Raw genomic sequence first — 26,773 nt, forward strand, 5'->3', positions numbered from 1 at the left:
GGCGCGCGCATCAGTTGCCCGGCACCGCGACGGGCGCGCCGGAAGGGTCCGCGGCGATGGCGTCGTGGGCGACCAGCGCATCGCGACGCGACAGGGTCGGCCCGGGGGTGAGCAGCGAGACAACCGCCCACGGAGCGGGCGCGGGGGCGTCCCCGAGACCGAGGATCTTTCCGGTGACCAGATCGGCGATCCCGAAACGTACACCCGAATCACTGAGGTAGAACAGCGATTCCGCGCGTGAACTGTTCGGCTCGTTGCCGGTGACCCGCAAGTATTCACCCGACCCCGGGCGCACATAGACCTCGTCGATGCCCTGTCCGCCGCCGTCGGAGCTCGTCAGCACGACCGGCCGGTCCGATGATGCGATCGGGAGGGCGCGGCCGACGAGCATGGTGGTCGATGTGCGCGGATCGCCCGAAGCGCGCGACGACACCGAACACAGGGTCGGCGCCGACGACGCGTCGACCAGATGCGGTGGCCGTTGCGGGAACTCGGCGACCGGCAGTGCGCTGGTGGAGCGCCGGGCGGCGTTGATCACCGACGGCGCGACGGTGGGCACCTCCGCGGTGCCGGTGACGTCGGCGAGCCGCAACATCTCCGCAGTCGCCGGGCCGACGGGTTGCACCACATCCGCCAACACCGCGTAATAGCTTGCGGCGCCGTCGACACCGACGGTGCGCACCACCGATCCGGCCCGCACTCCGGGCGCCGAGATCGCCGCCGTACGCGCGCTCTTGTCGAGTACCGGCGTCTGCAGCGCATCCGCCTCGGGCAGTGTGTTGAGCAGCCCCGTGCTGACCGTGCGAGCAGGTGCACCGTCGAGCCCGAAAGCACGCATGACAGCCGCGTCGGTCGTGTCGACCTCGGCGCGTACCGGGATGAGTTCGTCGCCGCGGCGTACCGAGTAGAGCAGGAAGGTCGACCTGCCATCGGTGACCAGTACGCCGTCGTCGGCGGCGGCCCTTCCGATCTGCTCGCCGAGTACCGGACGAGCGCCGATGACGGCCAGGCGCACCGCATGTGGGCCGGCGGGCCGGTCGGCCACCTGCTCGGCGTCGAGTTGATCGCACACGCTCCATACCGACATTCGGGGGTGCGCCGAGCCGGGGAGGCCGGCGGGAGCACCCGGAATACCGAGCAGCGGGCCCCGCGGATATCGCGACAGTTTGGCGTCGGCGACCGAGGCCGGGATCGCGTCGTGTCCGATGATCAGGCGCGCCGAGGCGAGATTGAGCGCCGGATGCAGGGTGCCGTCGACAAGGACGTAGAGCGCACCGCTGTTCTTGCTGACCAGGATCGCCGAGTTACCCACGCTGCCCTGTGGTTTCACCAGTCCCCAGATCCCGAAACCGGCGAGCGCCAGGAGGGCCAGCACCGTCCCGACCGCCAATGCGCGGCTCTGTGCACGCATCGGATCATGCAGCATCCGCGCGTCGCGACGCACCAGTGCGTGCTCGAGTCTGCTCAGCAAGAAGCGATAACCGTTGACCTGAGCCTTCGTGGTCAGTTGTCGCGCCACCCTGTCCCCCTTCCCCCTGCGGCCACGCCCGCTCGTCACCTGATTGGACGCATCCCACGCCCGTCCGGTTCCCCCCGTGGGTTGTGGAAATCCACGCTGCCCGATCGGCCCGATATGCGCCGTTCGGGTAGTAGCCTAACCGAAATCCCTCGCGCCGATCGGCCGTTGCACACCGTCACACCGCAAGATTGCGGCACGGGGCACGGGGCATGGGGACGCAGGGCACGGAAACGCAGGGCACGGGGACGCAGGGCACGGAAACGCAGGGCATGGGGACGCCCACAGACAGCAGGGGGACAACAGATGATCGCAGGCAGCGGAATCACGAGCAGCGGTTCACCCGCATCAGCACGGCCGCGTCCGGCGCCGCGCCGGGCGACCACGACCGCCCCATTGGTGCCGGCCCTCGTACTCGTGGAGGTGCTGCTCGCACTCGGCCTGCTGATCTGGGCTCTCTCCGGATCCCCGCTCGGTTGGCTTGCGCCTGCGGTGACTGCGGTCGTCGCACTGACGGTGCTTCCGTTGCGCAACGGCACCTCGCCGATTCGGCGGCTCGGCCGTCGGCTGTCTTTTACCTGGTCGCGGATGACCAGGCGGACAACCGATCTCACGCCGGCACCCTTCGATATCCCGGCCCGTACGGACGCCGGGAACCGCGTCGCATCCGGTATGCCTGCCGCACCACCGGAACCCCCGATCGGCGCGCGGTGGGCCGGCGAGATGCTGATCACCGCGCTGCGGGTACGCCCGGGTACGCCCTCGGTCACCCGACTCTTCCGGGATGCGGCGGTCCCGGCCGATACCCCGGGCACGTGTGTCCCGCTCGAGATACTGGCCGAATGCATCGATCCGTTCGACATCCCGTTGTCCTCGATCGACGTCGTCAGTCACGGATCCCGCATCCGGGGCCGCAGTCGTCCCGCAGCGACATATCTGCGGACCCTCGGACGACTGCCCGCAATCGCGCAGCGCACCGTTGTGGTGATCCTGCGTCTCGATCCTCGTGACTGCCCCGACGCCGTGGCCCGGCGCGGTGGCGGCGCCGTGGGAGCGTTGCGGGCGGCGACGGTCAGTACCAGGCGGGTGGCCCGCCGACTGAGCGAACACGGACTCGAGGTCGCTGCACTATCGGCCGCCGAGATGACCGCTGTCACCGACCATCTCACGGCCGGACACGAACTCGGCCGCCTTTCCGAGGATTGGGACGGGCTGCGCTCCCCCGCCGGGCGCATGCGCCTGGCCACCATCGACCCCGAGATGCTGCCGGAGGTCGTGCACGGCATCTGGACGCATCCGGCGGCCACGACCCTCGCCATCCGGCTCGCCCACACCGTCGACGGGCGGCTACGCGTCTCGGGGCTGATCCGCCTCGACGATGCCGGTGCCGAAGTCGACGGGTATCCCGGCACCACACCGCTGCGCGGACGCCAGTTCGAGGCGCTCACCACCGGTTTGCCGGTCGCCTCGCCGGTCCGGCGGGCACGCAGGCTACCCGGGCTCGAGGGCGCGGCAGCGCATGGTGTGCTCGCCCGGCTGACTTTGCCGGCCGGCGGGTGTGGGCAACTCATCGGCGCCGACCGGTCCGGAACCGCGGTCGCATTACCTCTGGTCGGGCCGGGTATCGATCTCGTCGCCTTGCGGGCAACACCGGCCGCGATCGCCCAGACGGTCCTGCGGACGGTCGCGATCGGAACACCGGTGACGATCCACACCGACAATCCGCAACGCTGGCGTGCCCTCGTCGGCGCGGTCGCCGACGCCCCGGCCCTCGACCTCGCTGCCCCCGGTGCCGCACCGAGAGGTGGTCTGCACGTGGACCTCTACGACGGGATCACACCTCCGCCCGGCTCCCCGCCATCGGGGTGTACGCGCTTTGTTGTCAGCTCCGACCATCCGGCAACGCGAGATGTCGGCGGTGCCGCAACGATCACCATCACACAGAACCCGCAAGCGCCACAGCGTCTTTCGGTCATCATGCCACGATCGAGAATTGAGGTGACCATGGTGGCACTACCGGAGGAGTGGGCCCTGACCGGCGCGGGAACGCCCGTCCCCACTCACTCGTGAACCGGCACCAGCGCCCGGAAGAAGACCGCGCGGGATGATGCGGCGCGGACCACGGCATCGGGGTCGGAGTCGGTCAGCCAGGCGGCACGCCCGGCCGGGATGGTCAGCGGCGCTCCGCCGATCGGACGCACCTCGACCGTCCCGGAGAGCACCGCGAGGATCTGCGGGCCCGGCATGTCGAAACTGATCGACGACGGCTGGGTCAGTCCGGTGCCGTCGAGTTCGACCCGCGAGAGGCGGAACTCGGGTGCGGGTGTGAGATAGATGCGTTCGGCGCCCACGGTGCGCACAGCCGGAACCAGGTCGGAAATGTCGACCGGGGTGAAGTCGAGGATTCGCAGCAGTTCGGGGACGTCGATGTGTTTGGACGTCAACCCGCCGCGTAGCACGTTGTCAGAGTTCGCCATCACCTCCACCGCGGTGCCGTTGAGGTATGCGTGGAGATTTCCGGCCGGTAGATAGAGCCCTTCGCCCGGTTGCAGACGCATCCGGTTGAGCAGCAGCGAAGCCAGCACGCCCGGGTCGTTCGGGTACATCTCGCCGAGCTCGAGAAGTGTGCGTAGTTCGTCGACGAAGTCCGTCTCGCCCTCCTCGAGCAGACGCACCGCCCCGCTGAGCACCGCCGGAGTCACCCGTTGGATCAATCCCTCCGGCAGGGTCAGCCACGTGGTGAACACGGCGCGCAGCCCATGCGAATCCGGTTGGCCGGCAATCATTCCGAGGTACGGGTCCAGTTCGCTCACCTGCAGCCGGCGCAACAGCTCAACAGTGGCCGAGGGAGCGCGGAAACCGGCGAGGACATCGAATTCGGTAAGTGCGACAACCAATTCCGGCTTGTGCCAGGGATCGCGGTAGTTGCGGTCGCGGGCGTCGAACGCCAGTCCTTGTGCGTTCTCGCGCTCGAAGCCCTCGCCCGCCTGTTCGGCCGACGGGTGCGCCTGCAACGAGAGCGGCTCTTCGGCGGCGAGGACCTTCAGCAGGAAGGGCAGGCGTCCGGAGAACTTCTCGACGGTGGCGGCCCCCAGCGCACCGACTCTATCGTTCTCGATCACGGTGAGCAGATCGCTGCCGACCGGCTCCCCGTCCGCACCCACCACGCACGCGGGTCCCGCGCTGTGCGCACCGAACCACAACTCGGCCTCGGGATGTGGCGATGGCACCGCCTTGCCCCGAAGAGACGCGATCGCGGTGCGCGATCCCCACGCGTACGTGCGGACGACTCCCTCGATGACCTTCATCCCCGCCCGGCTCCGATCAGACGCACATACACCGCCGCCATCTCGATTCGCAGCGCCAGCACCAACAGGGACGTGAGATCCGCGGGCGTATCGGTCGGCTCCTCGGGCTCGCCCCACCCACCAGGTGGTTGGTCGTCGTCTGTCCCGACGACCACCTCCGCGGTGTGCAGGCCGCCGACACGCCGCCGGGTGCGCCATTCGCGCGCCGACGTCGACGCCACCAGCACGCGCGGTGGCGCATCTGCTCGCGGCCCATCGATCTCCGGGTCATAGAAGATCGAGTTCTGCGAGGCCGGGTCGGCCGCCGACCAGATGTCGCGCGATGCCACCGAGACGTCGGCCAGATCTGCTGCGCTGCTGGGGGTTCCGGTGACCGCGAAGACGAGTCCGGCCGCGCCGGCGGCAACCGCGAGCGTCGCCGGGGAGTCTCCGGACCACATCACCGGACGCTCACCGATACGCGCCGCGAGGAGCTTTGCCCGATTGTGGAAGGTCTCACGCGCGGGGTGGCCGGCCGCGGCCTCGGTGTCGAGGGCGTCGGCGATGTCCGAGACGGCCGGTGCGGACCCGGTGAAACGCACCTGCGTGAGCGAGGTGAACACCGCCAACAGCACGGCCGCAAAACCGGTGAACCGGAACCGCGGGTCCACGTCGACGCGCGGGGACAGATCGATACCGTTGCCGCCCAGCGCCTCTCGCAGTGGCCCCTCGATCGGCGCGGCGATGACGACCTCGGCACGGCGACGCAGCGCACGCGCCGCGGCATCGGCGAGCACCATGTCTCCGCCACCGGCCCCGGCGAGGACCACGACGTCGAGCGGACCGATCCAGCCCGGCAGCGCCGGCGCACAGACGATGGGGACGTCGATGCGGGTGGTCATCACCGAACTGACCATGGCCGCCGCCGCGGCGGCCCGGCTACCGGGCGCACATACGATGACGACACTGCGGGGCCGCAACTGCGAGAGCGGTTCGGTGACCCCTTCGCGCACCGCCTCGCCCACCGAACGCACCTGCGCCCCGGCGAGTGCGACGCTGTGGAGCAATCCTTCGGTGTCGGCCGCGGTCAGATGATCGACATCGTCGAGATCTGGGGCACCGGTTCGCATGACACCCAGCGTAGCCACGCGCCGTGGGCGGCGGCCACGTGCGGTCGATACCCGCTCTCGGTCCACGCCGTCCCCCGCAGATCCGCGCTCGCCGGATCCGCGCTCGCCGGATCCGCGCTCGCCGGATCCGCGCCCGACACGTCCGTGTCCGATACCGGCCCGGCGGTCGCGTATGCCGTTCAGTCGACCGGGTCGGGCAAGACCCGAAGATGTCCGCGCCGACCCGGACGCGGCTTGGTGGCGCCCGCGCCCCGCGAACCCACCTCGCCGGGCCGACCATCTGAGCGTGCCGACGCGCGATGGCGGCCCGATTGCAGGTCGTCGAATCCGTCGAGCGGGTCGGCGCGCGAGACATCGGCAGCGACGCGGCCGGCGCGGCCCCCGGTACTGGCCTCCCGGACTGCCTCGGCCAGCGCAGTCAGCTCGTAGTCCTCGGCGACGGGCGCGGAGAACCCCCGCTCGCTGCGCAGCATCTCCCAGCCACGCGGGACCGTGATCCGGCGGGCGTGCTCGTCGCACAGATCCCAGGAATGCGGTTCGGCAGAACTGGCAAGGGGACCGATCACCGCGGTCGACTCCGCATAGACGAACGTCAGGGTAGCCACCGCGGAACGGGCGCAGCCGGGCCTGCAGCACTGGCGGGGAAGCTTCACGCCATCGAGGTTAGCCCCGCCGGGTTCGAACCCCGCGGCCGACACGCGCGTGAACCGTCGACACCGAGGTCACGAGATGCCGGCCCGCGACATCCGACACGAGATACCGGCACGCGACATCCGGCGAGCGCCCTCCTAGACTCGCGCCATGCGTTTCGATGGTTTTCGGCCACCGCGAGCGGGCCATGACGGCCCCCGGCGTCCACCCCGGCGCCGCGAGCGGCGCGGACGGGGGCTGCGGACCCCGCTCCTACCGCCTGATGTGCCCGCGTGGCGCAGCAGATCCGACGAATTCGACGCGGTGGCCATCGAGGCCTTCGCCGAGATCGACGCGCGCTGGCACGACGAGCTGGCGGGGCTCGACGTCGCCGTCGACGAGATTCCGCGGATGCTGCCCCACGATCCCGAGACGATTCAATGGCCCGACGAGGTGACCGCCGACGGCGCGGTGCCACTCGCCCGGCTCATCCCGGCGGGCATCGACGTCCATGGGCAACCGACACGCGCCAAGATCATCCTGTTCCGGCGTCCGCTCGAGAGCCGCGCGCGCCGAGATGCCGAGCTCATCGAACTCGTCCATGAGGTTCTGGTGCAGCAGGTCGCAACCCACCTCGGAGTCGACGAGGACACGATCGACCGCGGATTCGACTAGCGGCCAACCATTCCGGCCGATTTTCCGGGACCGGGCGTCAGCTCCTGATCACCATGCCGGCGTCAGATGATGCCGCGCTTGAGGCGACGACGCTCCCGCTCGGAGAGGCCACCCCAGATACCGAAACGCTCGTCGTTGCCAAGCGCGTACTCGAGGCACTCGGACTTCACCTCGCAACCCGAGCAGATGCGTTTGGCCTCGCGGGTCGATCCGCCCTTCTCCGGGAAAAAGGCCTCAGGATCGGTTTGGGCACACAGTGCCTGGTCTTGCCACTGCTCCTCCATCACGTCGAACATGTCGTCGAAGCCGTTGGGCACCAACGACAAATGGCGTCGCGGCGAATCGGCGTCGGCATCGACCGCTCCGGCCTGCGTGGAGGCCAGGAATGTCTCGTCTACCGGACCCAGACCGCGATACAACGAATCATCGGTCATGGAGTCATCGGTCGCCGAGCCGTCGACCTGAGCGGCGAAGCGTGAAGGATCTTGTGGTTCAAGGGGATTGCCGATCGGGTTGTTGAATGCCATCGTCGGCCCCTCCTGCCTGGGAAGTCGTTCTGCTGCTGCTGTCTCGCGTCACGGCACCGCTGCCGCGTCGCCCCGTCACCTAGTGCGTCGTTCGATCTTCACCAGTGCCCGGCGCTTTGGGTCGTACCAACCTACCCGAAGCGACAATCGGTCGAACATCCTGTCGAAAGCACTTAACGCTCAGTGATTCTCGATCTCGAACCGAAAATGACACTGATGTGATTACACACGCTGGCGGCCACTCAGGTCAAGCCGAGAGCGAAGAGTTCTCAATACCATCGACCGACGAAAACCCGAGTCGCGACACGTACGGGAGCGGATTCGTCGCCAATCTCACATCGCCCGAGCCGCCGCATGGGCGAGCCGGCCGCCGACGACCGCACACGCCGGCCCGTCCGGTGTACCGGACGAGCCACCGATTCGCCACATGGTGATCGGCGGTCGAGCCCTTCGGCGCGCCGGTCACTACAGTGGATCGCTGTGAAGGTGACCGTTCTCGTCGGCGGCGTCGGTGGCGCCCGTTTTCTGCAGGGTGTCCGCGAATTGTTCGGGCCGACGCCATTTCCCGTGCCGGCCGGGCCCAGGACATCCGGCGAGGCGACATCCGGCGGCGATGGACCGACCGGTACCGGCGAGCACGAGATCACCGCGGTCGTCAACGTCGGTGACGATGCCTGGATGCACGGCGTGCGGATCTGCCCGGACCTCGACACGTGTATGTACACCCTCGGCGGCGGTATCGACACCGAACGCGGATGGGGACGCGCAGCCGAAACATGGCATGCGAAGGAGGAACTCGCCGCCTACGGGGCCGATCCGGACTGGTTCGGCCTCGGCGATCGCGATCTGGCTACACATCTGATCCGCACGCAGATGCTCGATGCCGGCTACCGGCTCTCCGATATCACCGCCGCCCTCTGCAAGCGCTGGCAGCCGAACGTCCGGCTGCTGCCGGCGACCGACGACCGCCACGAGACCCACGTCGTGGTCAGTGCGCCGGACCGTACCGACGGCGCACAGATGGCGATCCACTTCCAGGAGTGGTGGGTTCGCCACCGCGCGCAGATCCCGACCTTCGGTTTCACCCAGGTCGGTTCCGACGACACCACCGCCGCGCCCGGGGTGCTCGAGGCGATCACCGGCGCCGACGTCGTCCTGCTGGCCCCCAGCAATCCGGTCGTCAGCATCGGCGCCATCGTCAGCGTGCCCGGCGTGCGTAGTGCCCTGCGCACCACCTCGGCGCCCGTCGTCGGGGTCAGCCCGGTGATCGACAACCGGCCGCTGCGCGGCATGGCCGACGAGTGTCTGTCGGTGATCGGCGTCGAGACCACTGCCGAGGGGATAGCCGCCCACTACGGCGCACGCAGCGGCAACGGAATCCTCGACGGCTGGCTCATCGCCGACGGTGACGACGCCGCCGTGGCGGGCCTCTCGATCGGCGCCGCTCCCCTGCTGATGACCGACCCGGTGACCACCGCCCGGATGGTTCGCGACGCATGTGCACTCGTCGGCGTCGACACTCCGGAGATCCGGTCGTGAACGCACCCGAACCTTCCGACGTCATCGATCATCGCGCACCGGGGGGCATCGAGATCCGGCCGGTGACCGGACTGCCCGAATTCGACACGACCGCTGACCTGGCCGCGGAGATCATCGCTGCCGCACCCTGGTTGACCTCTGGCGACGTCCTCGTGGTGACGAGCAAGGTCTTTTCCAAGACCGAGGGCCGGATGGTCCCGGCGCCCATCGATCCCGAGGAGCGCGACGCCCTTCGGCGCAAACTCGTCGAGCAGGAGTCGGTCCGGGTCGTCGCCCGGCGCAATCGCACGCTGATCACCGAGAACACCCTCGGACTCGTCCAGGCCGCGTCCGGGATCGACGGCTCGAATGTGCCTGCCGATTCGCTCGCGCTGCTTCCGGAGAACCCCGACGCGAGTGCCCGAACACTACGCGACTCGATCGCCGCGACGACGGGTGCGGACGTGGCGGTGATCGTCACCGACACCATGGGTCGCGCCTGGCGGACCGGCCAGGTCGACGTGGCGATCGGGTCGGCGGGCATCGAGGTGACACATCCGTACGAGGGTGGTGTCGACGGTCACGGAAACCCGCTGGTGGTCACCGACATCGCGGTCGCCGACGAGATCGCGGCGGCCGCCGATCTGGTGAAGGGCAAACTCGCCGGAGTGCCGGTGGCGGTGGTGCGCGGCCTTCGCGTCGTCGATGACGGTTCGCGCGCAGCAGATCTCATCCGGCCGGTCGACGAGGATCTGTTCCACCTCGGCACCGCCGAGGCGATCGCGCAGGGCCGCGAGGAGGCACTGCTGACCCGTCGATCGGTCCGATCGTTCAGCGATCTGCCGGTGGAACCCGGCCTCGTCATGGCCGCCTGCGGTGACGCGCTCACCGCGCCCGCCCCCCATCACTCACATCCGGTGCGATTCGTGTGGGTGCGTGACCGCGAACGCCGTACCCGGCTGCTCGATGCCATGGGCCGAGCCTGGCGAGACGACCTCGACTCGGACGCGAAGAGCCCGGAGTCCATCGACCGGCGGCTACGTCGGGGCCAGATCCTCTACGACGCACCGGAGTTGGTCATCCCGTTCCTGACGCCCGACGGCGCGCACACCTACCCTGATGCGCATCGGAACGCTGCCGAGCACACCATGTTCACCGTCGCCGGTGGTGGCGCCGTCGCGGCATTGCTCGTCGCACTGTCGGTGCGGGGGCTGGGATCGTGCTGGGTGGGTTCGACGATCTTCGCCCCCTCCGTCGTCGCCACCGAGCTCGATGTGCCGGCCGACTGGGAGCCGTTGGGCGCTGTCGCCGTCGGACATCCTGCCCAGGGGCCGGGGCTGCGCGCGCCGGCACCGACCGACGAGTGGGTGATCACCCGATGACCACCACCTCCCTCCACGAATCCGCGGTGTCGGCGCTGGCCGCGTGGAATGCGCCGTCGCCCGAACAAGATTCGTTGCGGCACACCTACCTGGCATTCCTCGACGCGGCACCGCAGGCGTGTCTGCGGCGCAACGTGCCCGGCCATCTGACCGGCTCGGCGATCGTCTTCGACGCGACCGGTGATCATGTGCTGTTGACGCTGCACCCGCGGGTGGGCAAGTGGATTCAGCTCGGCGGTCACTGCGAACCCGACGACGAGACACTGGCCGACGCGGCGCTGCGCGAGGCTCGCGAGGAATCCGGCATCGAGGACCTGCGGTTGTGCGGCCTCGCCCAATTGCACACACATCCGATCACCTGTTCGCTGGGTGCGGCGACCCGCCATCTCGACGTCCGGTTCGCCGCGGTGGCACCGGCACAACCCGACGGCGGACTGCCGCCGATCCAGATCAGCCCGGAGTCCGACGATCTTCGGTGGTGGCCCGTCGACGCGTTGCCGCGCGACACCGACGGCACCGACATCGTCTCGCTGGTCGCGCTCGGGCGCCGATACCTGTAGTCGGCCGCCGAATTCCGGAACGCGCAGCCTGCACCGGCGAGTCGGGTGCCGAACGGTCAGACGCGAATGTTCTTGCCGACGGTGACGACGCCCCCGGCGCTGACCGCGAAGCGTTGCCGGTCGGCCTCCGGGTCGGTACCGACCTGTTCGCCCTCGCCGACGACGACGTTCTTGTCGAGGATCGCCCGCCGGACCACGGCGCCCTTGCCGACCCGCACACCGGGCATCAGCACACTGCCCTCGACCACTGCGCCATCCTCCACGATCACGTTCGCCGAGAGCACCGAGGCAGAAACGGAGGCCGCCGACACGATGCAGCCGGCACCGACGACCGAGTCCTGTGCGTGCCCGCCCTGGACGAACTTTGCCGGCGGAAAATGCATCGTCTCACCGCGGATGGGCCAGCGGCGGTTGTAGAGATTGAAGACCGGGTGCACCGACACCAGGTCCATGTGCGCGTCGTAGAACGCGTCCAGCGTCCCCACGTCGCGCCAATAGCCCTTGTCGCGCTCGGTGGCTCCGGGAACGTCGTTGTCCTGGAAGTCGTAGACATAGGCGCGTTGGCGGCGCACGAACGCGGGAATGATGTCGCCACCCATGTCATGATCGGAGTCCGAATCGGCGGCGTCGGCGCGAATCGCCTCCACGAGGGCCTCGGTGGTGAACACGTAGTTCCCCATCGAGGCGTAGGTGACGTCCGGGTCGTCCGGAGTCCCGGGTGGATCGGCCGGCTTCTCCAGGAATCCGGTGATCAATCCGGACTCGTCGGAGTCGATGCACCCGAATGCGGTCGCCTCGGCGCGCGGCACCCGGATGCCCGCGACGGTGACGTCGGCCCCGGATGCGATGTGCGCGTCGACCATCTGCGACGGGTCCATCCGATAGACGTGGTCGGCACCGAAAACGACGATGTACTCGGGCTGTTCGTCCTCGATGAGATTCATCGACTGGAAGATCGCATCGGCACTGCCGGTGTACCAGCGTGGCCCGAGCCGTTGCTGGGCGGGAACCGGGGTGATGTACTCGCCGTGGAAACCAGATGACCACCAGGTTTGCGAGATGTGGCGGTCGAGTGAATGCGACTTGTATTGCGTGAGAACGCAAATCCTTTCATACCCGGCATTCACCAGGTTGGACAGGACGAAGTCGATCAACCGATAGGCACCGCCGAACGGAACCGCCGGTTTGGCACGGTCCATCGTCAGCGGATACAGGCGTTTACCCTCACCGCCGGCGAGGACGATACCGAGCACGTGCGGCTGTGATCTCACACTCACAACTTAACCGCGAAATCGTGCTCCGGCCAGATGAACACTCACCTCGATCGGCCGCCGGCCGCCGATTCCACGGTGAGGGTGCGATGGCCGTGTCGCACTTCCGTGGCGATCGGCCGTCACGCGCACTAGCGTCGTGGACATGAGGGTGGCGATGATGACACGGGAGTACCCACCCGAGGTCTACGGTGGCGCCGGGGTGCACGTGACCGAACTGGTCCGCCATCTGCGCAGCCTGATCGACGTCGACGTGCATTGCATGGGGCTCCCGCGCGACACCGCGCAGGTGTACTCGCCCGATCCGGGACTGGCGGGGGCGAATGCCGCGATCACCACACTCTCGACGGATCTGCGGATGACGGTGGGCGCCGCCGGTGCCGACCTGGTGCATTCACACACCTGGTACACCGGTCTGGCCGGGCACCTGGCCGCCGAGCTCTACGGTGTGCCGCACGTACTGACGGCACACTCGTTGGAGCCGATGCGGCCATGGAAGGCCGAGCAACTCGGTGGTGGATATCGGGTGTCGAGCTGGGTGGAACGCAACGCCGTCGAATACGCCGATGCCGTGATCGCGGTCAGTTCCGGGATGGCCAACGATGTGTGCGACACCTATCCACGTCTTGATCCCGCACGAGTTCATGTGGTGCGCAACGGAATCGACACCGCCCAGTGGTTTCCGGCCGACGATCCGTTCGGCCCCGAGTCGATGTTGACCGCACTCGGCGTCGACCCGGGACGACCGATCGCGGCATTCGTCGGCCGGATCACCCGACAGAAGGGGGTCGCCCACCTCGTCGCCGCAGCTCACCATTTCGATCCGGAGATCCAGCTGGTCCTGTGCGCGGGCGCCCCGGACACCCCGGAGATCGGCGCCGAGATCGAGGCCGCGGTGGCGTCTCTCTCGGCGTCGCGGCCGGGCGTGCACTGGATACGAGAGATGCTGCCGCTACCCCGCATCCGTGAGATCTTGACCGCGGCAACCGTCTTCGTCTGTCCATCGGTATATGAGCCGTTGGGCATCGTCAATCTCGAGGCCATGGCCTGCGGCACCGCGGTCGTCGCATCAGCGGTCGGCGGCATTCCCGAGGTGGTCCGCGACGCGGTGACCGGGGTGCTCGTGCCCTATGACGCCGCCGACCCGCAGGGCTTCGAACGGGGTCTCGCCGACGGCATCAACCGTGTCGTCGCCGATCCGGCGACCGCCGAGTCGATGGGCCGGGCCGGGCGCGAGCGGGCGGCGGCGGAGTTCTCCTGGGCGGCGATCGCCGAACAGACACTGGCCGTGTATCAGGCGGTCTAGGCCTGATGAGGCCGGTCGGGAATCATTCACCCGGCCGGGCGGCACACGGTGAGGGTCACCGCCACGGTCACCGCCACGCTGCCGCCGAATTCTGCGGCAACCGCGTCCGCGACCTCGTCGACGTGGGCACGGTCGTGATGGAACGCCGACGGTCCCATCCCGACGAGATCGGCGATCTGCGATGCGCCCACCGACCGCACGGCGCGCACGGTACGGCGCTCGGTGATCTCGAAGAGCGGTGACAATGCTGCTTCGATCCGGTCGTCCTTGTCCGGGGCGACCGTCACCATGCCCAGCGGGCCGACGAGTTCGTTCAGATGATCGGGCTGCGGCGAGACGATCACCAGATGCCCGGTCTCCCCGAGCACGCGGGCCGACTCGGTGACATTGCGGGGCGCGAACACCGACAAGGCGATGGTGGCGGCCCCGGTACGCAGCGGGATCTGCCGCCACACGTCGGCCACGACGGCCGCTGCCGCGGGTTCGGACCGGACGACGGCGCGTGCACAGTATTTGGACAGATCGACGACGACTCCCCGGGCCGGCGGGACGCGACGCAAGCAGGCCCGCAGATAGGCGCCCGGGCCGCCACCGAGATCGGCGACGAGCGGCGCCACCTCATCGGTACGACCGATCAGTCCGGCGACGACCCCGGCGGTGGCGTCGACAACCGGGTCGAGAATCCCGGCGTCATGTACTCGCAGTCGCGCGGCGACCATGTCGGCCGTGTCGGCGCGAAGCGAACCCGAGTGCCCGTCGAGCAGGGAGACGTATCCCTGGCGGGCGATGTCGAAGGAATGCCGATGATCGCACCGCAGCGCGGCGCGATCATCGGTGAGGTGCAGCGGTTCGGTACAGATCGGGCACCGCAGGTCGGGCACGAGCTCGGCCAGAGCCGAGCGGTCGCGGGCGCCGGTCAGCCGGTGACCCCGCGAAGTTCGGCACCCAGCGCGGCCGCCTCGTCCGGGGTCAGCTCGACCACCAGGCGTCCCCCACCCTCGATCGGAATGCGAACGACGATCCCACGCCCCTCCTTGGCCGCTTCGAGTGGCCCATCCCCAGTCCGTGGCTTCATCGCCGCCATTCTCAAACTCCCTTCAGAGTCTCGCGTCGCCGAGTGCTCCCGGCAATCACCACACGATCGGTCCCGACACGACGGGCAGGCCGAATCGCGGCCTTTTGGCCGGTGACGGTAATTGCCGCCAGAGCAATGATACGTGGCGGGCGAACGCACAGACCCCCACGCACCCACATGTCAGTCGCCGGACTCGGCCGGCGACTGATTCCGACTCGCCTCACCCGTCTCCGCCGACGCCTGCGACGCTGCGCCGTCGGCCTCGTGCCGTCCGGGCTGCGACGCACCCGCGGGCGTCGCGGCGAACTCAACCGGCGACTCCCGCTCCTGCAATTGCTGCACGAGTGCCCGGAGATCGTCGATCTCGTCGGCGAGTCGGGCCAGTGCCCAGTCGACCTCACTCTGCTTGTACCCGCGCAGGGTCAGGGCGAAGGTGAGTGCGCGCACGTCGTATCCGTTGACGCCGGAGCGAGGTAACCGCGTGAGCGTCGATGCGTCGTCCACCGGCGGGAGGTCTTCGCCGCGTCCGAACACGAACCAGACCACGGCGAAGACGACGGCCACCACCACCGCCATGATCAGCAGGTACAGCAAGAGTGTCTGCATATCTCCATGGTGTCAGATGCGGCGGTGTCGAAGGTGTGGCCGCCGACTGCGTACGGACCCGCCGGGCTGCACGCCCCTGCTAGGAGGCCATCTCCTCGTCGTCGACCTCGAGGTCGACTGCGCGCAGGGTCCGCATCGGCGGCCGATCCTCGAGATGGACGTCGGTGGTGTGCGAGGTGAAACTGCCGTCCGGTTCGGCGGTGAACTGGGTCAGGCCCACACCCGAGTCCGCGATCCCGCACCGGCGCATCAGCGTGCCGACGATCTGCCGGCTCATCACGCCGAGCTCGATGAGCGGGCGGTTGCGGTGGGTGCGCACACCCAGATTCACCTGACCGATACCGGGCAGCCCATGGCGGTCGTAGGTGTCGATCAGCAGACCGATCTCGACGCCATACCCCGGCGCGAACGGTACCGACGCCAGTAGCTCCCGCGTGCCGGCGTACTCGCCGCCGAGTGGCTGGAGCACCGCGGTGAGTTCGGGCTTCTGCGAGGCGAGCAACGGGCGCGCGACGAGTTCGGTCACCCGGCCCCCGCCGTTGGCGTCCTCGGTGCCCCCGGTGCGCAGCGGGCGCCGATAGTAGCCCTTCACCAACTGGATGTCGGGGTCGATCAGCAACGGCCCGAGCATCTTGGGCACGAACATCGGATCCGGATCGATGAGGTCGGAATCGACGAAGGCGATGATGTCGCCGGTCGCGACCGCGATCGAACGCCACAACACCTCACCCTTGCCCCCGACCGGTGCGAGTTCGGGGACCGCCTCCTCGCGGCTGATCACCTCGGCGCCGGCGCGACGGGCGCGTTCCGCGGTCGCATCGGTGGAACCGGAGTCCAGCACGATCAGTTCGTCGACGAGCGTCCCGACCAGCGGGCGGATGCTGGCGATGACGTCGGCGACCGTCTCTTCCTCGTTCAGCGCGGGCAGGACGACCGACACCGTTCGCCCCTGTTTGGCGTCGACGAGTTCGTCGATCGTCCAGTCGGGTTGTTCCCAGGTGTGGGTCGATGACCATGAACTGTCCGTGGACGTCTCGGCGGCGGACCACCGGGCGGTCGTGTCCCGACCGGCCACCGGTCGGCGATTCTGGGTTCGACGTACCTTCTTGGTCATGCGAGTCCCCTAACTGTTCTGGCTGGAGGTCGTGTACCCGCTATCGCGGCAATCATGTCGACCACGCGACGGGTGGCGGCGACCTCGTGGACGCGGAAGATGCGGGCGCCGTGTTCAGCGCTCAGAGCGGTCGCCGCGAGGGTGCCTTCCACCCGGTGTTCGAGGTCCACCCCCAGAGTCTCCCCCACAAAGTCCTTGTTGCTGAGCGCCATCAGCACTGGCCAGCCCGTATTAACAAGATCTTTCACGTGGCGTAACAAGGTCAGCCCGTGGTGGGTGTTCTTACCGAAATCGTGCGTCGGATCGATCACGATCGAATCACGGGCGACGCCGGCGGCGACAGCGCGGCGGGCCGCCGAGGTGACCGCATCGATGACGTCGGCGACGACATCGGTGACGTCATCCCCATAGGCGACCCGGTGCGGCCGGGTGCGGACCACCGCCCCGCCGGTGTGTGAACACACGATTCCGGCGCGGTGCGCGGCGGCCACCTCGACCAGCCCCGGGTCGGCGCCCGCCCAGGTGTCGTTGATGAGGTCGGCACCGGCGGCGCACGCCTTGTCGGCGACTCCGGCGCGCCACGTGTCGACGCTGATCAGCAGATCGGGGTACCGCTCGCGAATCCAGGCGATGAACGGCACCACGCGGGCGATCTCGTCGGCGGCACCGACCTGCTCGCCCGGCCCCGCCTTGACGCCACCGATGTCGACGATGTCGGCACCCTCGGCGACGACCTGGTCGATGCGCGACCGCGCGGCGGTGTCGGCGAAGCTGGCGCCGCGGTCATAGAACGAATCCGGTGTGCGGTTGACGATGGCCATGACCAGCGCCCGGTCGGTGGCGACCCGGCGCCCGCACAGCGTTGCGGCCACGCCACAAGACTCCATGCGACAAGAGTACGGAGCGCGCGCGATTCAGTTCTTGGGCGCCTTGGCCGCAGCGACGTCGTCGGGGTAGGCGTCGTAGTACTCCACGTAGCCCCCGGCCCGTCCGGCGAGCACGTAGAGCGGATCGTCGCCGACCTTCGCATACCCCTCGTCGCGCAGTTCGACCTTGCGGTTCTTGAAGGTCGAGGTGGCCTCGAGATGATCGACGATCCGGATGAACAGCGGAATCGCATACGCGGGCAACGTCTCGTACAGGTGATCGGCGACCGCCTTGCCGTCGAACGACACACCCTCGCGCAGGGTGGCCGCGGCCATCCCCGCCTTGCCGTCGGTACCGGGGACCTCCACCCCGAACACCACCGATTGGGTGATCGTCGGCACGCCGTCGAGGCCGGCCTCGACCTCGGTGGTGGCGACGTTCTCACCCTTCCAGCGGAACGTGTCGCCGAGGCGGTCCACGAAGGCGATGTGGTGCATGCCCTGATCACGGACGAGGTCACCGGAGTTGAACCAGGCGTCGCCTTCCTTGAACGCGTCGCGCAGGATCTTCTTCTCGGTCTCCTCCGGGTCGGTGTAGCCGTCGATCGGCACCCGGTCGTTGATCCCCGAGAGGAGCAGCCCGGTCCCACCGCGCTTGACCTTGGTCAGTCGGCCCTCGGCGTCGCGCTTGGGCTTGCCGTCCTCGTCGTATTCGACGATCGCGTACGGCAGCGGGCAGAAGCCAGCGGTCCGGCTGGCGCTGAAGGCGTTGACGAAGACCAGGTTCAGCTCACTGGCACCGTAGAACTCGACGATCCGGTCGATGCCGAACCGCTCCCGGAACTCGTCCCAGATGTCGGGGCGCATGCCGTTGCCGACGATCAGCCGGACCCCGTGGGCGCGATCGGTCGGCTTCGCCGGCTGCGCCAGCAGGTAGCGGCACAACTCGCCGATGTAACAGAAGGCGGTCGCGCGGTTGAGGATGACGTCATCCCAGAACTTCGACGCCGAGAAGTGCTTCCCGATCGCGATACAGGCACCCGAGGCGAGCACCGACGACAACGACACCGAGAGCGCATTGTTGTGATAGAGCGGCAGCGGGACGTACATGGTGTCGCTGGGCCGTAGCCGGACGGCCAGACCCCCGATCCCCGACAGGCTCGCCAACCACCGATTGTGGCTCATCACACTGGCTTTGGGCATCCCGGTCGTCCCGGAGGTGAAGATGTAGAACGCCTCGGTGGCGGCCGGCAGGGTCGCCGTCACCTCGGGGTCGGTGTCGGGGTGTCCCGCGGCGGCGGCGTCGAGGGCGCCGAAGTCGAGCACGTGATCGGGCAGCGCGCCTTGCGGAATCGATTCGAAGGCTTCGGCACAGTCCGGGTCATGGATGAGGACCCGCGCGCCGAGGAGCTTCATGCTGTGCTCGAGGACATTGCCGCGCTGGTTGTAGTTGATCATGCCGGCGATCGCGCCGAGCTTGACCGTCGCCAGCATCGTGAACAGGTCGGTCGGGCAGTTCTTCGACAGGATCGCGACGACGTCGCCGGTGCGCACCCCCTTCTCGGCGAGTACCGCGGCGTAGGTGTTGACGATGCGGTTGGCGTCCCCGTAGGTGACGGACTTGCCCTCGAATCGCACGAAGGGGCGATCGGGGTGGTCGGCGGCATGGCGTTGGAAGATCGAACCGATGGTCCGCTTGGCATCGGCCGGGCGCCGGATCAGGCCGGGAGCGTGTCTGATCATCTGATGGGCCTGCGGCGCCATCTTGAGCACACCTTTGACCAGGTCTGTGATTCCGACGGTGTCCTGAGACGACATCGACTTACTCGCTCTCGGGGTTGGACGACGATGGCGTGTGCTGCCCGGCGCGGAACGTCGCGGCAACTCGTTGGCACACCCTACCGGTCAGTAGCATGACGCAGCGCACCCTCCACCGTTTCGGTGACGACGAGCCGGTCGAGCGAGCTCTGTGCGACGAATCCCGGCGCCACCAGATCCTGCAGCCACGACAGCAGCGGCGTGTAGAAACCGGACGGGTCGAGCAACACGACAGGCTTGGCGTGCATCCCCAGAAAGCCGCCGGTCCACGTCTCGAAGAGTTCCTCGAGCGTGCCGATCCCACCGGGCAGTGCGATGAAGCCGTCGGCGCTCTCGTCCATCAACCTCTTGCGTTCCCGCATGGTCTCGGTGATGACGAGCTCGTCGGCGTCGAGATCGGCGACCTCGCGGTCCATCAGTGCCCGCGGGATGATGCCGACCGTGCGGCCCCCGGCGGCGCGGGTGGCCGCGGCGACCGACCCCATCATCGACACGTTGCCGCCCCCGGACACCAGGGTGTGCCCGGCCGAGCCGATGGCCGTGCCGAGCGTGGCGGCAAGATCGAGATACTCCTGCCCTACTCCGGTGCCCGATGCGCAATACACGCAGATCACGCTCATCGTCAGCCCTGCTTCTTTTGTTCCGCCCGGCGGACCGCGGCCGCCCGGATGATCGCCACCGCCTCGTCCGGCTCGTCGACGACGTGGAGTAGATCGAGATCGTCGGGGGAGATCATCGCCTTGCCGACCAGGACGTCGCGCATCCAGTCGAGTAGTCCGCTCCAGTGCTCGCGGCCGACGAGCACGATCGGGAAGCGGACGACCTTTTTGGTCTGCACCAGCGTCAGCGCCTCGAACAGTTCGTCGAGGGTGCCCAGACCGCCGGGCAGACAGACGAACGCCTGCGCATACTTCACGAACATGGTCTTGCGGACGAAGAAGTAGCGGAAGTTCATGCCCAGATCGACCCACGGGTTCAGATGCTGTTCGAAAGGCAGCTCGATGTTGAGTCCGATCGAGGTCGCCGACGATTCGAAGGCCCCCTTGTTGGCCGCCTCCATGGATCCGGGCCCACCGCCGGTGATCACGGCGTAGCCGGCCTCGCCGAGCGCGCGCCCCATACCGACCGCGAGCTCGTAGCCGGGCGAACCGGGTGTGAGGCGCGCCGACCCGAACACGGTGACCGCCTCCGCGACGTCGGACAGTGCGTCGAAGCCCGCGACGAACTCCGATTGGATGCGCAACACCCGCCAGGAGTCACGCATGGTGCGTTCGGCCCGGCGCTCGGCGTCGCGAGGATCGACCCATTCGAGCAACCGGCGGTCGGTGGTGTGTTCGTCGGCTTCGCCCGGGCGCAGCCGCATCGGCCCGACGTAGCGGGTGCCCCGCCGATCATCGACGATGCGCTCACCACCCGGCTGCTCGTCACGATCTGCTGGATCGGCATCGCTCGCGGAGGTCGTCATGGCGGTAACGCTAATGCGCCCGCGGGCACCGGCACCAACGGTAGGGACTGCGCGTCAGCCCAAGTAGTGCCGTAGCAGGTCGTTGACCTCACGGATCTGTTCGACCGGCACACGCTCGTCCACGCGATGCGCCAGGCTGGGGTCGCCGGGCCCGAGATTCACCGCGGGAATTCCCCGTGCCGAGAACCGCGACACGTCGGTCCAGCCGTATTTCGCGCGGAACCGGCCACCCGCGGCGTCGACGAGGGCGGCGGCGGCCGGATGTGCGAGTCCCGGTAGTGCGCCCGCGGCCGAGTCGGTCACTTCCATACTCACCGCGCCGGAATCGAGGGGGCCGGCGAACACCTCACGCAGATGTGCGAGCGCGTCGTCGATGCTGCGGTCGGGCGCAAAGCGGAAGTTGACGTCCACGTGGGCGGCATCGGGTACGACGTTGCCTGCCACCCCGCCACCGATCGAGACCGCGGACAGGCCTTCGCGGTACCCACACCCGTCGATGTCGACACGCCGCGGCGAGTAGTGGTCAAGGATGGTGAGCACCTCACCCAATTTGTGGATCGCGTTGTCGCCCATCCACGCTCGGGCCGAATGTGCCCGTGTCCCCGTAGTCGACAACCGCACCCGCACCGTGCCCTGACAGCCGGCCTCGATCTGGCCTGCGGTCGGCTCACCGAGGATCGCCACGTCGCCGGCAAGCCAGTCCGGTAGCTCTCGTTCGATCGCGCCGAGGCCGTTGAACTCGGCGGCGATCTCCTCGCAGTCGTAGAAGATGAGAGTGAGATCGTGGCGCGGGCTCGCCATGGTGGCCGCCAGATGCAGGAACACCGCGTCACCGGACTTCATGTCGACGGTCCCGCATCCGTGCAGCACGTCGCCCTCGGCGTCGTCGACGGTGCGGCGACTCGGCAGATTTCCTGCGACCGGCACGGTGTCGAGATGGCCGGCGAGGATGACCCGGCTACCGAGTCCGCGGTTGGTGCGCGCCAGCACCCGGTTGCCGTGCCGCAGGATATCGAATCCGCTGGTCTGCTCGCGCAACGCGGACTCGACGGCGTCGGCGATGACCGCCTCGCTGCGGGATTCGCTGTGGATATCGACCAGTGCCGCGGTCAGGTCGACGGGGTCACCGTGCAGATCGAGCTCGCTCACCACACCACCGTAACCGGGCACTCGAGCGTAGGCTGAGCGCCCATGCGCGCAACCGTCATCCACGCCCCGGGCGACATCCGGCTCGACGATCTCGATCAGCCCCGCATCATTGATCCCACCGACGCGATCATCCGGGTGTCGGCGACCTGCGTCTGCGGCTCCGACCTGTGGAATTACCGCGGTATCAACAAGATTGCGCGTCCGACGCCGATGGGCCACGAGTACGTCGGCGTCGTCGAGGACGTCGGTGCCGAGGTGACGACGATACGTCCCGGGCAGTTCGTGATCGGCTCGTTCACCGCCTCCGACAACACCTGCGCCATCTGCCGTGCGGGATATCAGACCGGATGCGTCCACGCCGCGCCCGTGCGCGGCGCGCAGGCGCAGTACCTGCGGGTGCCGCTGGCCGAGGGCACCCTGGTGGCGACCGACGAGATACCCGACGACGATCTCGTGCCCGACCTCCTCGCGGCCTCCGACGTGCTGGGCACGGGATGGTTCGGAGCGGTTGCCGCACAAGCGGGTCCGGGTAAGACGGTGGCGGTCGTCGGCGACGGCGCCGTCGGACTGCTGGGGGTTCTGGCAGCCCGCGAGCTCGGCGCCGAACGCATCATCGCGATGAGCCGGCACGAGCCGCGTCAACGCCTGGCGCTCGACTTCGGCGCGACCGACATCGTCACCGAACGCGGCGCCGACGGCGTCGCCGCCATCAAGGAGCTGACCGGCGGACTCGGGGCCCACTCGGTGATCGAGGCCGTCGGGACCGACGAATCGATGTCCCAGGCGATCGACTCGGCCCGGCCGGGTGGCCACGTGGGCTTTCTCGGTGTGGCGCACGGCGTCACCATCTCCGGGGACACCCTGTTCCGGCGGCTGGTACATCTCCATGGCGGTCCGGCCCCGGTGCGCCGCTTTCTGCCCGAACTGGTCGACCTGATCGTGTCGCGAAAGATCGCTCCCGGCAAGGTGTTCGACCTGACGCTACCGCTCGACGAGGTGGCCGAGGGCTATGCGGCGATGGACGAACGCCGCGCGATCAAGGCACTGCTCCGTCCATAGTGGGCACGTCCGTGGTGTCGACGAAGACGGTTGCGCCGTCAGAACGGCTGGACATCGCTCTCGGAAACCGCGATATAGATGTCTACCGATTTCCCTTCCGGTCGGCGGGACACGGACGTAGCCTGAGGTAAGCGGATTCTTCCACCTGAGGAGATGGTCACCCATGTCCGCACATCATCACCAGTCACACGGCCAGCACCCCATGGGTGTGATGGCGTTCTTCCTGCTCCTTCTCGGCTTCGCGGGTTTGGCCGTCCTGGTGGTCTCCGCGGTTGCCGGCAACGCGGCGCTGGCCGCCGTGGCTGCCGTCGTGATGGTGGCGGCATTCGCGGTGGCTGCCACGACGATGGCCATGTTGGGTCGCCGACTGCACCACAGCGCGTTCCTGCCCGATTACACCTCCGTGGAACAAGAGCATTACCTGCGCGACTACCGCCATCAGGTCTGAACCGACGCCCTCACGCCTGCCGCGGGTGTCACCGGTAAGCTCGGTTGCCGTGACAAACAACGGTGCACACGCAGTCGGAATCGCCACGGTGACCAACGGAGGGTCGGCCGACCCCGGCGTCGTCCTCGACGTCTGGTTCCCGGAGCCGCAGCTCGGCACGAACGGGCACAACGGCACCACGATTCTCGATGACGACGCGGTTCCCGGGGAGTTGCGCGATCTCGTCGGCGCGGATGCCGTTCGCCGCGTCAAGACCGTCCCCGTGGCGACCACCATCACCGATCTGGCCGCAGCACCCGTCGACGCCTACGACATCTATCTGCGCCTGCATCTGCTGTCGCATCGCCTCGTCACCCCGAACTGCACCAGCCTCGAAGGGATCTTCGGGTTCCTGTCGAACGTCGTGTGGACCAACCACGGACCGTGCCCGGTCGAAGGGTTCGAGAAGATCCGAACCGGACTCAAGGCGCGCGGCGCGGTAACCGTCTACAGCATCGACAAGTTCCCCCGCATGGTCGACTACGTGGCGCCCGGCGGCGTGCGGATCGGCGACGCCGACCGCGTTCGCCTCGGCGCGCACCTTGCCCCCGGAACGACGGTGATGCATGAGGGCTTCGTCAACTACAACGCGGGAACCCTCGGCGAATCGATGGTCGAAGGCCGCATCTCGTCCGGTGTGGTCGTCGGTGACGGGTCCGACATCGGCGGCGGCGCCTCCACGATGGGCACCTTGTCCGGCGGCGGCAAAGAGCTTGTCGCACTGGGCAAGCGCTGCCTGCTGGGAGCCAACTCCGGCTGCGGTATCCCGCTCGGTGACGACTGCGTCGTCGAGGCCGGACTGTATCTGACGGCAGGCACCAAGGTCGCCGGACCGGACGGGACGACGATCAAGGCCCGCGAACTCGCCGGCCAGTCGAACCTGCTGTTCCGCCGCAACAGTCTCACCGGCGCCGTCGAGGTGGTGCCGTTCAAGGGCGACGGAATCGCCCTCAACGCGGCACTTCACAAGAACTGAGGCGCTCGGCGAGAACTGTCGGCAGCGCTCGTGCGGGAGCGTGGCCGAAAAGTTCAAGACGCGCGGCCGGCGGCGGATCTATGTTCATGCCATGACAGATCCAGACATCTCCACCCCGCCCGTCTCCTCCCCACCCATCTCCTCACCGGCCCGTCCGGTTCTCGATGCCGTGTCCGTCGTGGTCGGCGATATGGCTGCGACCATCGCGTTCTACTCGCGGCTCGGCCTGCGGTTCGAGCCCGGCGCCGAGCAGGCACCACATGCGGAGACATCGGCGGGCTCGATGCGGGTGCTCTTCGATACCCGCGCCGTCATCGAGTCGTTCATGCCCGGATGGACACCACCGGCGGGCGGGCACCGACTCGCACTCGCCTTCGCGTGCGCCTCACCGGCCGATGTCGACCGAGACCACAAGGCGCTCGTCGCGGCGGGATACCGGTCGGTGCTCGACCCCTTCGACGCGCCGTGGGGACAGCGCTATGCGGTGATCGCCGATCCCGACGACAATCCCGTCGACCTCTACAGCGCGCCGGCCTGATCGGGATCGGTGAATGCGGTCGGCGGCGCACCCGCGAGCTCGACGAACTCGCGATACATGTGCGCGTAGTCGGCGTACCCCACGTGCTGGGCCACCTCCGACAAGCCTCGGCCCGTGCCGGTGATCAGCGTCAGGGCCGCGCGCATCCGCAATATCCGGGCCAGCGTCTTGGGTCCGTAACCGAAGCACTGCAACGAGACTCGGTGCAGCGTCCGCACCGACACCGACACCGCGTCAGCACACGCGGCGACCGGCGTCCCGTGGCGCAGATGTTCGGTGGCCGCGCCGATCCAGGGTGGGGCCGGCTCACCGGGACGTGCGGCACACAGCTCGACGAGCATCGCGCCGACGTTGTCGGTGGCCGACAGCATCTCCGACCAGCGCCCGACCTCGGCGGCCGGCCACACGTCGGACAACCGAATCCGCAGATCCCGGAACTCCGATGCCGGAATCCCGAGCAGCCCCGGGGCATGTCCGGGAGCGAACCGCAGCCCCGTCATGTCACGCGGGCGCCCGGTGCGAAAGGTGTTCGCCACAGTGTCGGGACCGGCCACCAGCAGGTCGTCGCCGGTCCAGATCAGATCCATGCACCCATCGGGCAGGATGACCGCCTCGCCGGCCGGGGCGTGGTTGCGCCACAGCGTTGCCGGTCGCTGCGGACGACCGGCGCGGTTCATCGGTTCCGGCTCGCGGCTCAGGCGGCCAGCCGCGCGACGGCCGCAGCGATACGCTCGTCGGTGGCGGTCAGCGCGATCCGCACGTGTTCGATGCCGGCCGGGCCGTAGAAGTCGCCGGGCGCCACCAGGATGCCGCGGCCCGCAAACCAGTCGACGGTCTCCCGGCACGGTTCCCCCCGGGTGGCCCACAGGTACAGGCCGGCCTCGGAGTGGTCGATGTCGAAGCCGGCACCGCGAACCGCCGCGGCCAGTTCGGTGCGACGCTTCTCGTAGCGGACGCGCTGCGCGTCGACATGTTCGTCGTCACCGAGTGCCGCGGTCATCGCCACCTGGATCGGATAGGGCACCATCAGACCGGCATGTTTGCGCACCGCGAGAAGCTCGGCGATCAGCTCCCGGTCGCCGGCGAAGAATCCGGCACGGTAGGACGCCATATTCGAGATCTTCGACAGTGAGTGCACCGCCAGCAGCCCGGCATGGTCCCCGTCGGAGACGCGTGGATCGAGGATGGACACCGCCTCGGCGTCCCAGGACAGACCCAGATAGCACTCGTCGGAGATGACGACGGTGCCACGTTCACGTGCCCAGGACACCACCTTGCGCAGATGGTCGACACCGAGCACCTTCCCGGTGGGATTCGACGGCGAGTTGAGGAACAGGACCGCCGCCCGGGCCGGACCCAGTGCCACCGTCGAATCGGCGCGCACCGGGGTCGCCCCGGCCAGCAACACACCCACCTCGTAGGTCGGGTAGGCGACCTCTGGGATGACGACCAGGTCGCCTGCTCCGACGCCCAGCGTGGACACCACTCCCGCGATCGCTTCTTTGGTGCCGATGACCGGCAGGATGCCCGACTCGTCGAGGCCGGCGACGCCGTAGCGGCGTGTCAGTGCCTCGGCGGCGGCCGTCCGCAACTCGGTGGTACCGGTCGTCGTCGGGTAGCCGGGGAACTCCGAGCCGCGTGCCAAACCGTCGCGGATCACCGGGTCGACCGGATCGACCGGTGTCCCGACCGACAGGTCGACGATCGCGTCCGGATGCGAATTGGCCAGCGCCTTGGCACCGGTGAGGGTGTCCCACGGAAAGTCGGGAAGGACGGCGCTGACCCGGCGCCGGGCCGGGCGGGAGGCGGTCACCGCGA

General features: G+C 68.4%; 27 protein-coding genes. 10 read left to right on the plus strand and 17 right to left on the minus strand.

The genetic code is table 11. From position 1 onward, the window contains the following. Positions 1–10 precede the first annotated feature (10 nt). Positions 11–1,519 carry a type VII secretion protein EccB gene (gene eccB, locus ACLQ3C_RS04690; RefSeq protein WP_425703864.1) on the minus strand — a complete coding sequence of 503 codons (1,509 nt, stop codon included), beginning with the start codon at positions 1,517–1,519 and terminating at the stop codon, positions 11–13. 303 nt (positions 1,520–1,822) lie between these two features. Between eccB and eccE the strand changes: the two genes are divergently transcribed. Continuing rightward, positions 1,823–3,586 (plus strand): type VII secretion protein EccE, encoded by a 1,764-nt coding sequence (gene eccE / locus ACLQ3C_RS04695; RefSeq protein ID WP_425703865.1) that lies wholly within the window; start codon positions 1,823–1,825, stop codon positions 3,584–3,586. On the opposite strand, the gene manA is transcribed toward eccE, so the two are convergent. The 3 genes from manA to ACLQ3C_RS04710 all read right to left on the minus strand — a co-directional run bounded on the left by manA (position 3,577) and on the right by ACLQ3C_RS04710 (position 6,586). Beyond that, positions 3,577–4,824, minus strand: coding sequence for a mannose-6-phosphate isomerase, class I (gene manA / locus ACLQ3C_RS04700; RefSeq protein ID WP_425703866.1), 1,248 nt, complete (start codon positions 4,822–4,824; stop codon positions 3,577–3,579). The two genes, eccE and manA, sit on opposite strands and share 10 nt — an antisense overlap. Beyond that, complete coding sequence (locus ACLQ3C_RS04705; RefSeq protein WP_425703867.1) at positions 4,821–5,933, minus strand: hypothetical protein; 1,113 nt, start codon at positions 5,931–5,933, stop codon at positions 4,821–4,823. The genes manA and ACLQ3C_RS04705 overlap by 4 nt, the downstream gene beginning before the upstream one ends. A 179-nt stretch (positions 5,934–6,112) precedes the next feature. After that, complete coding sequence (locus ACLQ3C_RS04710; protein WP_425703868.1) at positions 6,113–6,586, minus strand: DUF3499 domain-containing protein; 474 nt, start codon at positions 6,584–6,586, stop codon at positions 6,113–6,115. Between the two features lie 148 nt (positions 6,587–6,734). Here ACLQ3C_RS04710 and ACLQ3C_RS04715 point away from each other — a divergent pair, with 148 nt between their 5' ends. Then, positions 6,735–7,238 (plus strand): metallopeptidase family protein, encoded by a 504-nt coding sequence (locus ACLQ3C_RS04715; RefSeq protein WP_425703869.1) that lies wholly within the window; start codon positions 6,735–6,737, stop codon positions 7,236–7,238. A 62-nt stretch (positions 7,239–7,300) separates the two neighbouring features. On the opposite strand, the gene ACLQ3C_RS04720 is transcribed toward ACLQ3C_RS04715, so the two are convergent. Next, positions 7,301–7,534, minus strand: coding sequence for a WhiB family transcriptional regulator (locus ACLQ3C_RS04720; protein ID WP_425703980.1), 234 nt, complete (start codon positions 7,532–7,534; stop codon positions 7,301–7,303). Between the two features lie 711 nt (positions 7,535–8,245). Between ACLQ3C_RS04720 and cofD the strand changes: the two genes are divergently transcribed. Genes cofD through ACLQ3C_RS04735 form a run of 3 tightly spaced genes read left to right on the plus strand, consistent with a single transcriptional unit; the run spans position 8,246 to position 11,225 of the window. Beyond that, positions 8,246–9,304, plus strand: coding sequence for a 2-phospho-L-lactate transferase (cofD, locus tag ACLQ3C_RS04725; RefSeq protein WP_425703870.1), 1,059 nt, complete (start codon positions 8,246–8,248; stop codon positions 9,302–9,304). Then, entirely contained in the window at positions 9,301–10,665 is a 1,365-nt protein-coding gene (locus ACLQ3C_RS04730) for a coenzyme F420-0:L-glutamate ligase (RefSeq protein ID WP_425703871.1), read from the plus strand. Before cofD ends, ACLQ3C_RS04730 begins: the two co-directional genes overlap by 4 nt. Then, positions 10,662–11,225, plus strand: coding sequence for an NUDIX hydrolase (locus tag ACLQ3C_RS04735; protein ID WP_425703872.1), 564 nt, complete (start codon positions 10,662–10,664; stop codon positions 11,223–11,225). Before ACLQ3C_RS04730 ends, ACLQ3C_RS04735 begins: the two co-directional genes overlap by 4 nt. Positions 11,226–11,281: 56 nt before the next feature. On the opposite strand, the gene glgC is transcribed toward ACLQ3C_RS04735, so the two are convergent. Continuing rightward, complete coding sequence (glgC, locus tag ACLQ3C_RS04740; protein WP_425703873.1) at positions 11,282–12,496, minus strand: glucose-1-phosphate adenylyltransferase; 1,215 nt, start codon at positions 12,494–12,496, stop codon at positions 11,282–11,284. Between the two features lie 145 nt (positions 12,497–12,641). Between glgC and glgA the strand changes: the two genes are divergently transcribed. After that, the gene (gene glgA, locus ACLQ3C_RS04745) at positions 12,642–13,802 is read left to right on the plus strand and encodes a glycogen synthase (protein WP_425703874.1); all 1,161 of its coding nucleotides are present in this window, start codon (positions 12,642–12,644) and stop codon (positions 13,800–13,802) included. Between the two features lie 26 nt (positions 13,803–13,828). On the opposite strand, the gene ACLQ3C_RS04750 is transcribed toward glgA, so the two are convergent. From ACLQ3C_RS04750 to dapE, 9 genes are all read right to left on the minus strand, one after another. Next, positions 13,829–14,683, minus strand: coding sequence for a putative RNA methyltransferase (locus tag ACLQ3C_RS04750; RefSeq protein WP_425703875.1), 855 nt, complete (start codon positions 14,681–14,683; stop codon positions 13,829–13,831). A 35-nt stretch (positions 14,684–14,718) separates the two neighbouring features. Continuing rightward, entirely contained in the window at positions 14,719–14,886 is a 168-nt protein-coding gene (locus tag ACLQ3C_RS04755) for a DUF3117 domain-containing protein (RefSeq protein ID WP_425703876.1), read from the minus strand. 171 nt (positions 14,887–15,057) lie between these two features. Further along, positions 15,058–15,483 carry a DivIVA domain-containing protein gene (locus ACLQ3C_RS04760; protein WP_425703877.1) on the minus strand — a complete coding sequence of 142 codons (426 nt, stop codon included), beginning with the start codon at positions 15,481–15,483 and terminating at the stop codon, positions 15,058–15,060. Positions 15,484–15,562: 79 nt separating this feature from the next. Next, positions 15,563–16,597, minus strand: coding sequence for a glucosyl-3-phosphoglycerate synthase (locus tag ACLQ3C_RS04765; RefSeq protein ID WP_425703878.1), 1,035 nt, complete (start codon positions 16,595–16,597; stop codon positions 15,563–15,565). Then, a complete protein-coding gene (gene folP / locus ACLQ3C_RS04770) occupies positions 16,594–17,484 on the minus strand; it encodes a dihydropteroate synthase (RefSeq protein ID WP_425703879.1) in 891 nt (296 codons plus the stop codon). The genes ACLQ3C_RS04765 and folP overlap by 4 nt, the downstream gene beginning before the upstream one ends. Positions 17,485–17,511: 27 nt before the next feature. Further along, positions 17,512–19,281: a long-chain-acyl-CoA synthetase gene (locus tag ACLQ3C_RS04775; protein WP_425703880.1), complete on the minus strand. Its 1,770-nt coding sequence runs from the start codon at positions 19,279–19,281 to the stop codon at positions 17,512–17,514. An 80-nt stretch (positions 19,282–19,361) separates the two neighbouring features. Further along, entirely contained in the window at positions 19,362–19,901 is a 540-nt protein-coding gene (locus tag ACLQ3C_RS04780) for a TIGR00730 family Rossman fold protein (protein ID WP_425703881.1), read from the minus strand. A 2-nt stretch (positions 19,902–19,903) separates the two neighbouring features. Continuing rightward, positions 19,904–20,746: a TIGR00730 family Rossman fold protein gene (locus ACLQ3C_RS04785; RefSeq protein WP_425703882.1), complete on the minus strand. Its 843-nt coding sequence runs from the start codon at positions 20,744–20,746 to the stop codon at positions 19,904–19,906. Between the two features lie 54 nt (positions 20,747–20,800). Then, on the minus strand, positions 20,801–21,898 hold the full coding sequence (gene dapE, locus ACLQ3C_RS04790) for a succinyl-diaminopimelate desuccinylase (protein WP_425703981.1): 1,098 nt from the start codon (positions 21,896–21,898) through the stop codon (positions 20,801–20,803). A gap of 39 nt (positions 21,899–21,937) precedes the next feature. Here dapE and ACLQ3C_RS04795 point away from each other — a divergent pair, with 39 nt between their 5' ends. The 4 genes from ACLQ3C_RS04795 to ACLQ3C_RS04810 all read left to right on the plus strand — a co-directional run bounded on the left by ACLQ3C_RS04795 (position 21,938) and on the right by ACLQ3C_RS04810 (position 24,955). Next, entirely contained in the window at positions 21,938–22,954 is a 1,017-nt protein-coding gene (locus ACLQ3C_RS04795; RefSeq protein ID WP_425703883.1) for a zinc-dependent alcohol dehydrogenase family protein, read from the plus strand. Positions 22,955–23,117: 163 nt separating this feature from the next. Next, positions 23,118–23,402 carry a hypothetical protein gene (locus ACLQ3C_RS04800; protein WP_425703884.1) on the plus strand — a complete coding sequence of 95 codons (285 nt, stop codon included), beginning with the start codon at positions 23,118–23,120 and terminating at the stop codon, positions 23,400–23,402. A 49-nt stretch (positions 23,403–23,451) separates the two neighbouring features. After that, positions 23,452–24,417 (plus strand): 2,3,4,5-tetrahydropyridine-2,6-dicarboxylate N-succinyltransferase, encoded by a 966-nt coding sequence (gene dapD / locus ACLQ3C_RS04805; protein ID WP_425703885.1) that lies wholly within the window; start codon positions 23,452–23,454, stop codon positions 24,415–24,417. Positions 24,418–24,508: 91 nt separating this feature from the next. Next, complete coding sequence (locus tag ACLQ3C_RS04810) at positions 24,509–24,955, plus strand: VOC family protein (RefSeq protein WP_425703886.1); 447 nt, start codon at positions 24,509–24,511, stop codon at positions 24,953–24,955. On the opposite strand, the gene ACLQ3C_RS04815 is transcribed toward ACLQ3C_RS04810, so the two are convergent. Next, entirely contained in the window at positions 24,937–25,632 is a 696-nt protein-coding gene (locus ACLQ3C_RS04815) for a helix-turn-helix domain-containing protein (RefSeq protein WP_425703887.1), read from the minus strand. The genes ACLQ3C_RS04810 and ACLQ3C_RS04815 overlap by 19 nt on opposite strands. Before the next feature lie 17 nt (positions 25,633–25,649). Then, positions 25,650–26,768 (minus strand): succinyldiaminopimelate transaminase, encoded by a 1,119-nt coding sequence (dapC, locus tag ACLQ3C_RS04820; protein WP_425703888.1) that lies wholly within the window; start codon positions 26,766–26,768, stop codon positions 25,650–25,652. Positions 26,769–26,773 lie beyond the last annotated feature (5 nt).

The organism is Gordonia sp. DT30, from assembly GCF_049844915.1.
Classification (GTDB): domain Bacteria; phylum Actinomycetota; class Actinomycetes; order Mycobacteriales; family Mycobacteriaceae; genus Gordonia.

Bases quoted from the DNA above. Each gene is read 5' to 3' on its own strand.
- eccE (WP_425703865.1), top strand. From the start codon at position 1,823: ATGATCGCAGGCAGCGGAATCACGAGCAGCGGTTCACCCGCATCAGCA.
- manA (WP_425703866.1), bottom strand. From the start codon at position 4,824: ATGAAGGTCATCGAGGGAGTCGTCCGCACGTACGCGTGGGGATCGCGC.
- ACLQ3C_RS04705 (WP_425703867.1), bottom strand. From the start codon at position 5,933: ATGCGAACCGGTGCCCCAGATCTCGACGATGTCGATCATCTGACCGCG.
- ACLQ3C_RS04715 (WP_425703869.1), top strand. From the start codon at position 6,735: ATGCGTTTCGATGGTTTTCGGCCACCGCGAGCGGGCCATGACGGCCCC.
- ACLQ3C_RS04720 (WP_425703980.1), bottom strand. From the start codon at position 7,534: ATGTTCGACGTGATGGAGGAGCAGTGGCAAGACCAGGCACTGTGTGCC.
- ACLQ3C_RS04735 (WP_425703872.1), top strand. From the start codon at position 10,662: ATGACCACCACCTCCCTCCACGAATCCGCGGTGTCGGCGCTGGCCGCG.
- glgA (WP_425703874.1), top strand. From the start codon at position 12,642: ATGAGGGTGGCGATGATGACACGGGAGTACCCACCCGAGGTCTACGGT.
- ACLQ3C_RS04755 (WP_425703876.1), bottom strand. From the start codon at position 14,886: ATGGCGGCGATGAAGCCACGGACTGGGGATGGGCCACTCGAAGCGGCC.
- ACLQ3C_RS04760 (WP_425703877.1), bottom strand. From the start codon at position 15,483: ATGCAGACACTCTTGCTGTACCTGCTGATCATGGCGGTGGTGGTGGCC.
- ACLQ3C_RS04765 (WP_425703878.1), bottom strand. From the start codon at position 16,597: ATGACCAAGAAGGTACGTCGAACCCAGAATCGCCGACCGGTGGCCGGT.
- folP (WP_425703879.1), bottom strand. From the start codon at position 17,484: ATGGAGTCTTGTGGCGTGGCCGCAACGCTGTGCGGGCGCCGGGTCGCC.
- ACLQ3C_RS04775 (WP_425703880.1), bottom strand. From the start codon at position 19,281: ATGTCGTCTCAGGACACCGTCGGAATCACAGACCTGGTCAAAGGTGTG.
- ACLQ3C_RS04780 (WP_425703881.1), bottom strand. From the start codon at position 19,901: ATGAGCGTGATCTGCGTGTATTGCGCATCGGGCACCGGAGTAGGGCAG.
- ACLQ3C_RS04785 (WP_425703882.1), bottom strand. From the start codon at position 20,746: ATGACGACCTCCGCGAGCGATGCCGATCCAGCAGATCGTGACGAGCAG.
- ACLQ3C_RS04795 (WP_425703883.1), top strand. From the start codon at position 21,938: ATGCGCGCAACCGTCATCCACGCCCCGGGCGACATCCGGCTCGACGAT.
- ACLQ3C_RS04800 (WP_425703884.1), top strand. From the start codon at position 23,118: ATGTCCGCACATCATCACCAGTCACACGGCCAGCACCCCATGGGTGTG.
- ACLQ3C_RS04810 (WP_425703886.1), top strand. From the start codon at position 24,509: ATGACAGATCCAGACATCTCCACCCCGCCCGTCTCCTCCCCACCCATC.
- ACLQ3C_RS04815 (WP_425703887.1), bottom strand. From the start codon at position 25,632: ATGAACCGCGCCGGTCGTCCGCAGCGACCGGCAACGCTGTGGCGCAAC.